Here is a 13976-nt window from a genome sequence, read left to right on the forward strand (position 1 = left end):
CCGATCCATTAAGAAAGTATTTCTTGCTGCGTATCTGTTCATCAGCAGCCCCACCCCTTTCCCCGTTTCCGTTACCCGTTTTTTCTATCAACCTCTAAATCCCAAAAGAAATCACCATCATGATTACTAGCAGCCTGCCCTTCGCCTTCCTGATGAACCAGTCTCCCATGGAGCTCTTCCACCACGGTGGTATCATCATGTGGCCCATCTTGGTCATCTCCCTCGTCGGCCTTACAGTTGTCGTCGAGCGCGTCATTTTCCTTATCCGTGAAAACTCGACTCGCGAGCCTGAGGTCGTCGAGAAGATGCTCGAGCGCGTTGAAAGCGGCGATGTCGAAGGTTCTATCGAACTCGGAAAGCGCAGCAAAGACTTCGTCGCCCGCATTCTGACATACGCGCTGACTCATAAAGATCAGTCGTTGCACAACGCCTTCGTCCGCGCCTCCAACAACGAATTGAAACGCTTTCAACAAGGCGTCGCTGTTCTTGATACCGTCATCACCGCCGCCCCCCTCCTCGGCCTTCTCGGCACAGTCACAGGCATGATGGCTACCTTCGGCGCTCTCGGTGCCAGCGGTGACGTCGCCAGCGGTGCCGGTGCAATCATGGGTGGTATCGGTGAAGCGCTTATTGCGACCGCTGCCGGTCTCGCCATCGCTATCATCGGCTTGGTTCCGTACAACATCCTCAACTCACAGGCTGAACAAGCCAAGCACGACATCGGTGATGCCTCCAATGCTCTTGAGCTGATCATCAAGAAGTCTGAAACGACCGCTTCCTAAGCGTTTTCTTCAGAAGCGGTCGTCGTCAACCGATGGCGACCGCGCTTCGCACGCTCAGTTTAACTCTCAGCTCACACTATTATGGCCGGTGGTTCATCAGGCGGTTCCTCTTCAGGTGGTCCTAAAAAGGCACGTATCGAAATCATCCCTTTGATCGATGTCGTCTTCTTCCTACTCGCGACCTTCATTCTCTTCACGCTGTCGTTGAACAAATCGAGCGGCGTCACTGTTCAGTTGCCTCAATCGGGGACCAGCGAACCGCGTGACCCACTGGGCACAGTGACCGTCTCAATTACGGAAGAAAACGCGATCGCTTGGGATAAAGACCCGATCTCCTTGGATGAATTTATCATCCGTCTTCAAAAATTTAAGCAGACCGCCGGTCCTGATGCCCGCATCCTCTTAAACGGAGATGAATCAGCCCTCTATAGTTCCGCTCGTTACGTGTTCGATGAAATCCGCAAGGTAGGCATCAATAAAGTGCTGATCGAAACACGCGTAGCACCGGCTGGTGGCCGATAAAAGCCTCCTTCCCTTAACTCTTAGCATTTAACTCCTTTCCACATGGCCGGTGCCGGATCTGCTGCAAAATCCTCAGGACCTAAGAAAGCACGTATTGAGATCATCCCGTTGATCGACGTCGTTTTCTTCCTTCTTGCAACCTTCGTTCTATTCACGCTCTCGCTGAACAAGATTGAATCTATTCCGATCAATCTTCCTAAAGCGACACCACCCGATAACTCGAAGCCCCCCGAGGAACCAGTGATCATCCAGGTCTCTGATGCAGACTCCGTTTTCTGGAATCGTGAACCTATCTCGATGAGCGAGGTCACTCCCCGCTTGTTGCAGTACGCGCAGACAACCGGCCCCAAGGTTTTGGTCACCGGAGACGAGCGCGCCAAATTCGGTTCCTTGGTCATGGTCTTGGACAAAGTCCGTGAAGCCCAAATTGAACAAGTCTCCATCGAGACTATTTACCGCGGCACCGGCCGGTAACCCTCAACGTTTTCAAGCACCATGCGTCGAGACCTCATTATCGGTATCATCGTTTCTGTAGCTCTTCACGGCCTCTTTGGCTATGGCGGCGAGCTGATGAAGCCCAAACCCAAAAAAGCTGTCGTCAAAGAAGAGACCCCAGCGATCGAAGTGCTCGTCCCGCCACCGGTTGAGCCCGAGGAAGAAGAAGTTGTTGATGCCACCGAGCAGACCAACGACGAAGTCGCCTCACTAGCACCCCCAAGCATAACGGACGTGCCAAGCGTCGTTCAGCTCAACGACTTTACCCAGGCCGTCCAACCCCCGCCTCCACCTAATCTCGGCCGCCCGACCGGCGTCATGAACATTCCCGCTGGTCGCCCGGGCACCGGCATCGGCACCAAAATCGGAGACATCTTCAGTCTGAAGGATCTCGATCAACAGCCTCAAATCCGCGGCGTCCAAGCCCGGCCAAACTACCCGTTTGAAATGCGCCGTGCTGGTTTGAATGGAGAAGTCGTTCTTCGCTATGTGGTCGATACCAATGGCGATGTCCGCGACGTCGAAGTCGTACGCTCCAGCCAGCGCGAATTCGAGTCCGCCGCACAACAAGCCGTTCTCAAGTGGAAGTATAAAGCTGGTCGCAAAGGCGGCAAAGCCGTTGCCGTGCGCATGCAGATCCCGATCGTTTTCAACCTTAACGACGAATAATCCGCCCCCTTCATGTCACTCTTCTCGTCGCCTCTTTCTCGTGGAGTCCGCTCAAGCCTTCTAGCTGCAGTTTTAGCGCTGGCTGCTCCGCTCGCCTCCTTCGCCCAAACGCCGCCCCCCGCTGCCCCCAAACGGGAACTCACTGAAAAAGTTCACCAAGCGGCTCAGGTTCTCCAAAAGCTCATCGATGAGCAAAAATGGGACGAGCTGATCGCTCAAACTACGACCATTCTCGCCACCGTTGAACCAGCTAGCTTCGATACCGCCTATCTCTCCCAGCTTAAAGTGCAGGGCCTGCTTGGTAAGGCTGATTACAAAGGAGCCATCGCTCCTCTCGAGACAGCGCTAAGTCTATCCGAGCGCTACAATTTTTTCGGTGATAAAGATCTCGAACTCATCTGGCTCCTCTCTCAGCTCTACGGCCAGATCGCCTCGGCCGCCGAACCCAACTCGGCCGTCCAGCGCGAAAACTACGCCAAGGCTTACACCACCCTCCGCCGCTGGCTTGATCGCACTCCCAAGCCAAACCCCGACGCCCAATATTTCGCGGCATCGATCCTCTACAATCAAGCCCTCTACGATAATAAAGTAGATAAGGCCATACTCCAGCAGGCCCAGGTCGAAGCCGAAAAAGGTCTTCGCATGAGCATCAAGCCCAAGGAGCAGTTCTATGCCTTGCTCATGGCGATCTCCCAACAACTCGGCGACTTTCCAAAAACGGCCGAATACCTCGAACTTCTCGTCAAAGAGTATCCCAAAAATAAATCCTACTGGCAGAACCTCCTGAACGCTTACCTCGTTCAAGACACCAAGGGGTACGTCAGCGCCATCAATACCTTGGAACGCGCTCAGAAGCTCGGCCTGTTGAACGAAAAGCGCGACAACTTCACACTCGTCGGCCTTCACCTCAACGCCCAGGAATATGCCATCGCCGCCGACCTCTTCGAAGCCGGTCTCCGCAACGGCACCTTGGAATCCGAACAAAAAAACTGGGAGCTCCTCGCCACCTGCTACCAGCAGACCCGCAAAGACGCCAAGGCCATCGCAACATTAAAAGAAGCCATCAAACTCTTCCCCAAGGCCGCCACCCTCGATCTTCAAGTCGGCAATCTTTACTACATGGGCGACAAGTACGAAGACGCTCTTGTGTACATGAAGTCGGCCGTCACCAAAGGCCTCGATAAGCCCCAGCAGCTTCAAGCACTCAGCTATATCGCATACCTCGGCCTCGAGCTCAAGAAGCTCGACGACGCCAAATGGGCTGCCGACAAAGCCATCGAGCTCGATCCCAATTCCAAAGGAGCCAAAGATCTCCAGGCCGCCGTCAACACAGCCATCGAAGAGCGTAACGCTCAGTTGAAAGCCACTACCGTCACCCGCTAACCCCCCTTTACTACAATGAAGAAAGTCTACTTCCTGATCCCCGTCATCGGCTGTATCGTATTCGCCGGTATCTACTGGAACTTCCTTTCGCACCACGCCGAAGTGCAGCGCGCAAAGCAGGCCATCGTCGAAAAAGCGAAGAAGGAAAAACTAGCCAAAGAACTCGCCGACCGCGAAAAAGCCTACGCTGACGCCATCGCCCTCGCCGACCGTCGCAAAAAGGAAAAAGAAGCCCGCGAGGAAAAGACCCGCCTCGATAACGAAGCCCGTCAGGCACTGCTCGACGAAAGCCAGAAAGCTTTCCAAGAACAGCGCCGCCAGGAAGCCGTCGTCAAACGCCTCACCGACGAGATCAAAGCCGAGAAAGAGACCGTCGCCAAAATCAAGGAGCAGATCAAAGCCTATCAGGCCGAAATCGACGCCCAGCAAGTTTACGTCAAGCAAGCCCAGGCTAACGAAAAGAGCTTCGAGCTCATCCTAGCCAAGATAGACGCCGTCGATAAAGCCGCCGCTGACGCTGCCGCAGCCGCTGCCCTCGCCGCCAAGAATAAAAGCTAAACCCAATCCAGCCCCCACTCTCCCGTCATGAAGCGTTCGTATTACATCGTCCCCGTCATCCTCCTAGCCCTCTTCGGCGGCCTTTACTGGCAGCACATGGGCGAGATGACCACCAAGGCAAACGAGCTTAAGGCCAAAAATCTTCGCATCAAAGCCGAGGAAGACGCCAAGAAACAGGAAGCCGAGCGCAAGGCCCGTGAAGACGCCGACAAGCGCATCGCCGTCCGCGAGGCCGAAGAGAAGAAAAAGGAAGACGACAAAGAGGCGAAAAAGAAGGCCGACATCGAAAAGATCATCGCCGACACCAAACGCTTCAACGCCCAGCTCGCCGACTTCACCAAACAGGCAGCCACCTTGGACAAAGAGCTCATCGCTCTCCGCGCCGAAAAAGAAAAACTCGGCCGCGACTCCTTCGACATGGCCAAGAAAGTCGAACTCGCGATGGTCGATAAGCGCACCGCCGAATTCCAAGTCCAGCGCATGGCTGACATGGTCGCGAAACGCGCCAGCGACAGCACCATGACCAAGCTGCCCACGCCTCCCCCGGCTCCAGCCGCCAAGTAACTCTCAAGATCAATCAGCCGCCGGGACATTGGAAACTTTGTCCCGGCGGCTTTTTTGTCTCCACATACTTCGCAATCGCCCTCGACGCCCGTTCCTCCGCTCCAAGAATAGTTCGCTGCATCCACTCAGTCCCTTCGTCTCTTTCATTTTCCACGCATACCGTGTCCGCCAACGTGCCTGATCCCGTAGCCGTCAACTCCATGTTCTCCCGTATCGCGCGTCGCTACGACATCGCGAACCACCTGCTCAGCGGCTGCATGGACTTCGGCTGGCGCCGTAAGCTCGTCGCCGCCGTCAAGCGCTCCGCCCCACGCGACATCCTCGATCTCGCCACCGGCAGCGGCGACGTCGCCTTCGCCTTGGGCAATAAACTTCCCTCTACCGTTCCCATTACCGGCATGGATTTCTGCCAGCCGATGCTCGATGAGGCCGAAATCAAAAAGCGCCAGAGCCGCCGCTTCGACAACGTCACCTTCCGCCAAGGCGACGGCCTCGCGCTCCCACTGCCCGACGCCTGCATGGACGCTGTCACCATTTCCTTTGGCCTGCGCAACATGTCCGACCGCCACAAAGCCCTCACCGAAATGCACCGCGTACTCCGTCCTCGCGGTCGCCTCTTCGTCCTGGAGTTCTCCCAACCCTCGCGCTGGTTTCGCCCGCTCTACTTTTTTTACCTTCGCCACGTTCTCCCACTCATCGCCGGCGGCATCACCGGAGACCGGGCCGCCTACGTTTATCTCAACGAAACCATCGAGCAGTTCCCTGGACGCGAAGCTCTCGCCACCGAGATCCGCGCCGCCGGCTTCACCTCGGTCACCGCGCGAGGCCTCACGCTTGGCAGCGTCGCCCTGCATGAGGCGCAAAAGTAACCGGCCTCACAGCTTCGCCACCAGCGGCGTTTCCCACTTCACCGGCTGCGCCCACTCCGGTTGAAACCCCGGAGCTTCCAGCCGCACGCGCGGCGGTTGTCCGGTCCACGCCCCATCGATCTTCACAAACCAGTGCCCGCCGCGCCTCGTGAATAAAATCGTCACCGGTCCCCACGCCGTCGCCGTCGGCCCGTAGGAAAACTGTTCGCTCTTCTCGAACCACCGTTTCGGCACGCCAGCACCCACGACGAGATGCTCGCTTTCCTCACGCACGAAGAGCGCCCGCATCATCAAAATCCACTCCGCCGCCGCCCACGCGTGCTGACCGTCGCCCATGCAACCGCCACCCGTCCTAGGATGGATCGCCTCCGGCCAGTGCCCCGTCGGCGATGCGTGTTTTGCCACCGAGTCGATCAACCCCAGATAGCGCTCATCGCCGTGCCGCAAAAACGTCTGCGCCAGCGCGAGCGTCAGATAAGCATTCACTCCGGAGTGGATGATGTCCTGGAAAAATCCGCCGTCATGCCGGCAATTTTTCCACAACCAATCCGCCGTCTTCACGAAAGTCTGCGCGCCCGCCTCGTCGATATGCAGCGGATAATCCGCCACCAGCGAACCGATCGCGCCCGCGTCCATCCGCCGGTATGGCGACGCCGGCATCCCGGACTCCGCCACACTCTTCGGAAGCGCCGCCAGGCTGTTGCGCAAGTCGAACCAGAACGCCGTCGCCTCATTCGTGTAACGCGCCGCACGCGTGATGTCACCGCGCCGCTCATACATCGCACCTATCGCCTTCAGCCCGGCGATGCCCCAAAAATCATCCCAATAATAATAGTCGTTCGGCCCCAGATGCTCCGCGCTGAAGCCCGGTGGCAGCAGCCCCGCGTGGCGTCCGCCTTTTGATTTCGCTCGCTTGCGCGTGACCCACTGCGCGCCTCGTTCAAATGACCGCATCAGCGTCGCCGGGAGCAGCGAACCCGTCGCGCGCTCCAGCCGGTCCGCGATCCACAGCACCTGCCCGTTCGCATCCCACTCCCCTTCCTGCGAATGAAAATAGCCGTCACTGCGCTGCCTCGCAGGAAATCTTTCCAACGCCCGCCGCGCCCGGTCGTGGAGATTAGCCGCGATCAGCCCATTCATAATCAGGCACGCGTCACGAAACCAAAAACGCCGGTATGTGTACGGCCCGGGATAAATCTCGCCGGGAGACAAAAGTACCAGCGTGCGCAGCGCCGATTCGTGCAAGAAAATCCAGTCCGCCTGCGGCGCGTTCAGCTTCGGTGTTCCCGCCAACGCATCGTTCCAACTGAGCGTGATCGGATGCGCAGTGTTCTCCGCTACCAACGGCATCGACGCAGCCACTACACGCGGCTCTCCCGCAGAAACCGGATAAATCACGCCGCCTGTGGCCAGGCCTGCGGAACACTTCACTCCGGTCTCAGCTTCGCGCGGTGCTTCTCCAGCGGCAATCGCTGGGTCATCACGCAACTGCCCGGATATGTCGCCCGTCTCGAACGTAGAAAACTGCCAGCGCGAGGGCGCCGCATTAAAGCGGATTGGCGGAGCTGCACCGATTGCGAGACGGTTGTCCGTCGTTCGCTGGATCTCGTCGATGAAACTGATGCCCTCCGGATTCGCCGGGCGCACCGCCAGCACGAGCCGTCCACGTTGCTGCGACGAGATGCGTCCCTCCAACCGCAATTCCGGCCGGCCATCGTCCCCCACTTCCACCCACGCCCGGCTTTCCAAGTCTAACCCTTCACGACTCGTCTGCGTGATCACTTCGAGCCCGCGTTCGAAGGCCAGTCGTTGCCGCGCCTCTTTTGTCTGCGACGGATAAAACGCTTCCCCCTCATCGGGCAGAAACCACCAGTCGAGCGACCAGCGATCCTCACGCGGCGTCACCATTCCGCGCGGATCGATGATCGGAAACGTCTCCAATCCCGGCACGCCGACAGCGGTCCAGTTACGATGCGTAAGATTCACATGACTGAACGAAAACGCGCGCGGCAAAAATGAATCGTCTCCCGGATCGAACTGACGCGCCACCCAGTACGGCCAGACCCAGTCGAGATTGTTTTGAATGACCTTCGTGTTGATCAATCCGCGCGCATGAAAAACCACGCCGGCACGAATCAACTCAATGGGTTCCTGCACTTCCGATGGCTGCGAAAACTGCCGCAACCGCGCGAGAAACTCGAACGGATCAATGAACCCGCGTGAGCGGGCCGCACGCCGGAGCAGATAGCGCCAAGGAAGCCAGGATTGCATGAGGATCAAGAGTTGGATGAAGAAACAAAACCAGTGACGGGCGGAAACCTCTCAACGGTGAACGATGAAAAATTTCGGCCCGAGACCACGACCAACCGCGGTATGAAACCACGCTGGCCGTCCGATACGGATCGCCTGCCCAGACGGGCGGTAAGCAGCCCGCGACCATGCCCGTCGCTTACGACTGAAGCTTCGCCGCGAGATCAGCCGCAGCGGACGTCATGCGCTGCCACGCCGTGTTCAACTCTGCTTTCACAGAGTTCCACGTTTCTTCCGTGGCATTATCGAGCGCGTTGATTTTCTGGCTCAACACTTCGCGTGCCTCAGCCACTTCCTTGCGCGCCGCCGCGATCGCCGGTTTGGCGTCCTCTTTGGCGGCGTCTTTTTTAGCATTCCACTCGATGATTTTCGCATCGAGCGACGCTTCGGCCGCCTTCATGTGTTCGCGCACCATCTCGCGCTGCTTGAAAGTCGCATCCTTGGATTTTTCCCACGCATCGCTGACCGCATCGCGGGTCGCCGCAGCCGCCGACTTCGCGGTCGCCTTGGTTTCCTGCCACGCCTCTTTGGCGGGCGAGCTAGGCTGACTCGCCTCAGGCGAGGCTGCGGTCATCTTGTCGTGACAGCCCGCGAGAAAAAACAGCGAGCAGGCCAGCAGTGAGGAAACTTTAATTGATGAAGTGAGTGATGTTTTCATGATAAGAAGATCGAGTGCGTGAGTTTCGCGTTAATTAAATATGTACGTGAGCGTTCCAAATCGCCGAACGCGGAGCACCCGGTTTTCAAACCGGTGGACGCCCGCGGAGCGCGCTTGCCAGAGCAGAAATGACCAGCAGCACGAGGAAGACGAAGAAAAGAATCTTCGCGATGCCCACCGCCGTGCCAGCGATGCCGGTGAAACCGAGTACGCCTGCGATGAGTGCGAAAATAAAGAAGAGTAGTGACCAGCCGAGCATAGGAATTTCCTCTAAGGTTGAGTGTTGTTGAGCGGAGGGATTGAGCTGAACCGCCCTCCACCTTCGCTATCCTCGTGCCACTCAATCCCGTTCGCCGCCGAGCGCGCTGCGCACAAACGGCTTACATCACGTAACGCCCAAAACCGCCCACTCCGACTTTACGCCTTCAGCGCAGAATGCACCCACGCTCATTCAGCCCGACGTGCAGTGTGCAGCGATATGCACCACCGGAAAATCGCCACGTGCCCACAACATTCATACGTGTACACCCTTCGCATCCTCAACGCCAGGATCTCTCGAGCGAGCGCTCGACGCACGCTTACCGGCGGCTTCACGCGAGCGGCAGCGTGATCCAAAACGCCGCGCCTTTGCCCGGGTCCGACTTGCAGTCGATCGTGCCGCCCATCGCCTTGATCATATCATGCGCGATCGAGAGCCCGAGCCCCGTGCTCGATTCGCCACCGGTCGGCCGCGCGCTCAGTCGGCGGTACGGTTTGAACAGATCCTTGCAGTCATCGACAGTGAGCCCCGGCCCTTGATCGAGCACGGTCACGCGCAATCGGTCTGGAGAATTTTCGTCGGCCGTCACGCTGATCGTCACACTCGTGCCGGGCAGCGAAAACTTGATCGCGTTGGAGATGAGATTGCCCAGCACCTGGCCCAGTGCGTGGAAATCTGCCTGCACTGCAGGCAGCCCGTCCAGATCGCTCACGCACGTGAGCCGCTGCTGCTTCGCGTGCGCCGGAGCCACGTTGATGCGGATCACCTGTTTGATGACATCGCCCAGATCGACCGGCTCCAGCTGCAACTGCCCGAGCTTCGCATCCGCTGCGCTGCGCTCCAGCCGGTCCTGGATGAATTTCAACAACCCGTCACAACATTCGAGGATCGTATCGACAAGCTCGGCACGTGGGTCAGGGGCCTTCAACCCTTCGTCACGGAGCATGAACGCGCTGAAACGCACCGAGGAGATCGGGTTTTTCAGATCGTGAGCCACCACGCTCATCAGCTCGTTTTTCTGCACGATGATGCGCTGGAGTTCATCGCGGGTGCGCTTCAGATCCACATGCGTGCGCACGCGCGCGAGCAGCTCGGCCGTGTTGAATGGCTTGCTGATGAAATCAACCGCGCCCTCGGTCAGTGCCTTCGCCGCAATCTCTGATTCGTTCGCTGCCGTCAGGAAAATCACCGGCAGGTGCAGCATGCCCGGGTCTTTTTTGATGCGTCGGCACACTTCCATGCCATCGATCCCCGGCATCATCAGATCGAGCAGCACCAGATCGGGGAGACGCGCCTGCAAACGTTCGAGCGCCATTTCGCCACTCGTGGCGATCAACACTTCGTAGCCTTCACGTGTGAGCGTGGCCCCGAGTAGTTGCACATTGCGCGCGACGTCGTCCACCACGAGCACGACACCTCCATGTCCGGGAGCGGTACGATTCATGACGAGGCCTCCCGTGCGAGCCGGTCGATGCCTGTGACGAGTTCGGGAAACGTCTTCATGGTTTTTTCCTGCGCTTGAATGTCAAAAGCCTGCACTTCCGCGAGGAGTTTCGCTGCGTAATCCGCAAGTGGCGCGCACGCGGCGGCGTTGCCAGCGACGATGAGTTCGCGCGCGAACGCCTCCGTCTCACGCGCCCCCATTGATTTTGAGAGGATCGGCCAGGTGTTTTTCTCCAGCGTGCGCAGGTGTCCGACCAGATCCCTCCAGCGCGCGGCATCCACCAGCACATTGATCGCCTCCAGCGAGACCGGCAGCGGCGATGCGCTCTGGCGCACGCCCTCCGCCGGCAGCAGTCGCGCGAGCTCGGTGTAGAGCAAAGCGCGCGTGAGCGGCTTGCGCAGATAACCTTCAAAAATTTTCCGCAGATTGAGCTCTTCCGTCAGCAGACTGGAGGCCGTCACCGCGATCATCGGAATGGACGCCAGCTCGGGAAACTCCCGGATCGCATTGCGCGCCGAATGCCCATCGAGGTCCGGCATTCGCATATCCATGAGGATGATGTCGGGCCGGTATTTTTTAGCCATCGCGACGCCTTCCAGACCCCCGCTCGCGTAAAGCAACCGGTGCCTCGTTCCCTCAAAATACCCCAGCATCAAATCGCGATTCAGCGACACATCGTCCACGACCAGGATCAAGCTGGGCCGCAGATGATCGAGGTTTTCACCTTCCGACGGCATGCGATCCTCATCAGGAAGCGCCGCAGAAATCGCAACCTTCACAAACTCAAATAGGAAGGTGGATCCCTGTCCTGGCACGCTCTCCACGCGCACGCTTCCGTTGAGCAGATGCGAGAGCCGGCGTGTGATGCTCAACCCCAATCCAGTGCCGCCCGCCTGCGCCGTCTGGCTGTTCCTCACTTGTCGAAACGGCTCGAAGATCAGCTCGTGGTGTTCGGGCGCGATGCCCACCCCTGTATCCGCCACGCTCAGATAAAGCGTCACCGATGTCTCGTCTCCCTCGGTCAACCGGCTCCATGTGCGGACGTGGACCGTGCCCTGCGACGTGAACTTCAGTGCGTTGCCCACCACATTGAATAAAATCTGCCTCAGCCGCACCGAGTCGAAAATCACCGCAGGCGGCACCGAGGCATCCACCGTGAACTCCAGCTTCACGCCTCGCTCGCCCGCCTGCTGCTCGAAGATCGTCGCTATCCCGTGGAAAACTCCGCGCAAAGACATCGGCTTCAGCGTGAGATCCAGTTTGCCTGCTTCGATCTTCGAAAGATCGAGGATGTCGTTGATTAACGAGAGCAGCGCCTTGCCGCTGGTATTGATCGCATCGATGTACTGGCGCTGCTTGGGCGTCGTCACGATGCCCCGCAGCAACTCCGCGAAACCGAGCACCGCATTCATCGGCGTGCGGATCTCGTGGCTCATGTTCGCGAGAAACTCGCTCTTCTCGCGGTCGGCCTGCTCAGCCTTTTCTTTCGCGCGCAACAGCTCGGCCTCGCGCTTCAGCGCGCTGAACGCGCGGCGCATAAACGCGAACGAATTGATCCCCAGCACCAGCGCCATGCCGCCCGAGAGCACGATCATCAGCGCCGTCGTCCAAAGTTCGCGGCGCATGTTTTCCCGCCGCTGGTCGAGCAGCGCCGTTTCCTCGGAGTGCATCACGCGGACGAGCGCATCGATCTCCGCCATCTGCCGCAGACCGGCATCGTTGGTCGGCGCTTCGTCGCGGCGCACATAAATCTCCACGCTCTTGCGCAGCGCGGCGAGCCGCAGCTCCACCAGCCGGCTCAGCTCATCGCTGCGCGCCGCCTGCCGCTGGCTGTCCGCCACGATCTCACTCAGCTCCGCCAGACTTTTCCTCACCGCGGTCTCCGACTCGAAATAAGACTCCCGATACGCTGTCGAGCCGCTGATCAGGAAGGCGCGTTGATCGAGCTCCGCATCCTTGATCAGCGACGCCGTCTGGCTCGTCATCTCCATCACGCGGTAAGTGTGGTTGACCCATCGCACACGATCGTACGCGCGCCAGCCCGCCCACAAACCGGTCAGCACCGAGAGCACGAGCAGCAAAGCCGCGACACCAAGCAGCCCGGCATGCCAGAAACGGAGGATCGTGTTCTTCATATAAATACTCCGGCAAAGTGCCGTCGCACCCGAGTACGACTCACGGACTCGGGAGTTGTCTAACACTTCCTCCCCGGGAAACGAAAATAGCGCTTACCGCCACGCTTGGACCTGCTGCAAACAGCAAGGCCGCAAACCCACGCCTCACCGCGATCGCACCTGACTGCGCGATTCCGGTAAGCGCATATACAACGCTCAAAAACTGAATACGCGCCCGGATCACGCAGCCGTTTCCGCGCGCTGGTTCACGCCTCGCGCGAACCAACCACCCGTGGCGACCTTAGTCAGTCGCTGGTCAACATTACCCGCGTGCCGCACGAGGTCACCGTAGATGTCGGCCACACGATCTTCGCCGAGCACCTTCGCGAACTGCCGCGCCGTCCCGTAGCCCGCGATCTGGTAATGCGCGATGCGCTGGGCGTTCGCTATGAGCGCCGCGTCGATCACGTACGGGTCGCCGTATTTCGAAATCGTATCGCGCGCCTCGCGGATCAAGCCGCGCATCGCTTCACAAGTCACACCCGATGGCTCCACATTCAGATGCGTGCAGGCGTGCTCCAGCCAGCTGATGTTCGCATCCACCAGCTCGGTGATGTCGGTAATCTCTTTGCGGAGTTCATCATCGGTCGCGCTGCTGAGTAAGCTGGGCAGGATTTCGCGATACTGCGTCTCGGCGTTGTAGAGATCGCGCGTTTGCGCGATGAGCAGATCTTTCAGTGTGTTGAGTGAGGAGGTCGATGGCATGGCGGATAGGAGCTGAGGTTGGAGGTGAAATATTTTTCGCTAACGCGGACTTCAGGCCGCCGCGAACACTTGTTCCTGTATGCGCGGACGCGCGGCAAACGCGTTCAAGTTAAGCTCAAGCCCGATCCACTCCCGTGCCCAGGCGCGCAGATGATCTGACAGGCCGTCAAGGCGCAGACGTAGGGCCGAGTCAGCGACCGATGAGCAATACATCTCCATGTAGCGTGCCGCGCGTCGCATGATGCTGATCGCGCCTGCCACCCCGAGTCGGCTGGTCTCTGCGCGACGGATCTTTTCACCCGCCTCGGCCAGCACGCCGTTCAAAACCGCCTGCGGCTCGCTCCCGTCCCTGGATTCAGGGATACCCGCTTCGCGCAACATCGCCTCGATCGGCGTGAAACCCACGCAGTTGATCCGCGCGACCAAGCCCGACAGAGAATCTATATTGTGCGACTCGATCTCCCGCGAAAGCCGATTCAGATCCTTTTCCAAAGCGAGCGCGCTGGCGTGCAGCGTGTGAAGATCGTCCGACAGCAACTGGAGGAAGAGTTGTTCGCGAGTCATGGTGTGGAGATTCAATTTTG

At 58.8% G+C, this 13976-nt stretch carries 15 protein-coding genes; 8 read left to right on the forward strand and 7 right to left on the reverse strand.

Annotated elements, in window-relative coordinates; translation table 11 throughout:
- The first annotated feature begins 119 nt into the window (after nt 1-119).
- From CMV30_RS01310 to ubiE, 8 genes are all read left to right on the forward strand, one after another.
- Nucleotides 120-782 carry a MotA/TolQ/ExbB proton channel family protein gene (locus CMV30_RS01310; protein ID WP_096054347.1) on the forward strand — a complete coding sequence of 221 codons (663 nt, stop codon included), beginning with the start codon at nt 120-122 and terminating at the stop codon, nt 780-782.
- A gap of 81 nt (nt 783-863) precedes the next feature.
- Nucleotides 864-1304, forward strand: a complete 441-nt coding sequence (locus tag CMV30_RS01315) for an ExbD/TolR family protein (protein ID WP_096054348.1) — start codon at nt 864-866, stop codon at nt 1302-1304.
- A gap of 42 nt (nt 1305-1346) precedes the next feature.
- A complete protein-coding gene (locus CMV30_RS01320; RefSeq protein ID WP_096054349.1) occupies nt 1347-1778 on the forward strand; it encodes an ExbD/TolR family protein in 432 nt (143 codons plus the stop codon).
- Between the two features lie 21 nt (nt 1779-1799).
- A complete protein-coding gene (locus CMV30_RS01325) occupies nt 1800-2468 on the forward strand; it encodes an energy transducer TonB (RefSeq protein WP_096054350.1) in 669 nt (222 codons plus the stop codon).
- A gap of 12 nt (nt 2469-2480) precedes the next feature.
- Complete coding sequence (locus CMV30_RS01330) at nt 2481-3851, forward strand: tetratricopeptide repeat protein (RefSeq protein WP_096054351.1); 1371 nt, start codon at nt 2481-2483, stop codon at nt 3849-3851.
- A gap of 15 nt (nt 3852-3866) precedes the next feature.
- Nucleotides 3867-4409: a hypothetical protein gene (locus tag CMV30_RS01335; protein ID WP_096054352.1), complete on the forward strand. Its 543-nt coding sequence runs from the start codon at nt 3867-3869 to the stop codon at nt 4407-4409.
- A gap of 27 nt (nt 4410-4436) precedes the next feature.
- Nucleotides 4437-4973 carry a hypothetical protein gene (locus CMV30_RS01340; protein ID WP_096054353.1) on the forward strand — a complete coding sequence of 179 codons (537 nt, stop codon included), beginning with the start codon at nt 4437-4439 and terminating at the stop codon, nt 4971-4973.
- A 161-nt stretch (nt 4974-5134) separates the two neighbouring features.
- Nucleotides 5135-5842 (forward strand): bifunctional demethylmenaquinone methyltransferase/2-methoxy-6-polyprenyl-1,4-benzoquinol methylase UbiE, encoded by a 708-nt coding sequence (gene ubiE / locus CMV30_RS01345; protein ID WP_245844365.1) that lies wholly within the window; start codon nt 5135-5137, stop codon nt 5840-5842.
- Between the two features lie 6 nt (nt 5843-5848).
- Here ubiE and CMV30_RS01350 read toward each other — a convergent pair whose 3' ends face one another.
- The 7 genes from CMV30_RS01350 to CMV30_RS01380 form a co-directional block, all read right to left on the reverse strand.
- On the reverse strand, nt 5849-8113 hold the full coding sequence (locus CMV30_RS01350; protein ID WP_096057554.1) for a hypothetical protein: 2265 nt from the start codon (nt 8111-8113) through the stop codon (nt 5849-5851).
- 178 nt (nt 8114-8291) lie between these two features.
- Entirely contained in the window at nt 8292-8810 is a 519-nt protein-coding gene (locus CMV30_RS01355) for a sll1863 family stress response protein (RefSeq protein ID WP_096054354.1), read from the reverse strand.
- 85 nt (nt 8811-8895) lie between these two features.
- A complete protein-coding gene (locus CMV30_RS01360) occupies nt 8896-9069 on the reverse strand; it encodes a DUF1328 domain-containing protein (RefSeq protein ID WP_096054355.1) in 174 nt (57 codons plus the stop codon).
- Between the two features lie 331 nt (nt 9070-9400).
- Nucleotides 9401-10513, reverse strand: coding sequence for a hybrid sensor histidine kinase/response regulator (locus CMV30_RS01365; RefSeq protein WP_096054356.1), 1113 nt, complete (start codon nt 10511-10513; stop codon nt 9401-9403).
- Nucleotides 10510-12648: an ATP-binding protein gene (locus CMV30_RS01370; protein WP_096054357.1), complete on the reverse strand. Its 2139-nt coding sequence runs from the start codon at nt 12646-12648 to the stop codon at nt 10510-10512. The genes CMV30_RS01365 and CMV30_RS01370 overlap by 4 nt, the downstream gene beginning before the upstream one ends.
- A 219-nt stretch (nt 12649-12867) precedes the next feature.
- Complete coding sequence (locus CMV30_RS01375; RefSeq protein ID WP_096054358.1) at nt 12868-13392, reverse strand: YciE/YciF ferroxidase family protein; 525 nt, start codon at nt 13390-13392, stop codon at nt 12868-12870.
- Nucleotides 13393-13443: 51 nt separating this feature from the next.
- Nucleotides 13444-13956 (reverse strand): hypothetical protein, encoded by a 513-nt coding sequence (locus CMV30_RS01380; protein ID WP_096054359.1) that lies wholly within the window; start codon nt 13954-13956, stop codon nt 13444-13446.
- Nucleotides 13957-13976 lie beyond the last annotated feature (20 nt).

Source organism: Nibricoccus aquaticus (genome assembly GCF_002310495.1).
In the GTDB taxonomy this organism is placed as follows: Bacteria; Verrucomicrobiota; Verrucomicrobiia; order Opitutales; family Opitutaceae; genus Nibricoccus; species Nibricoccus aquaticus.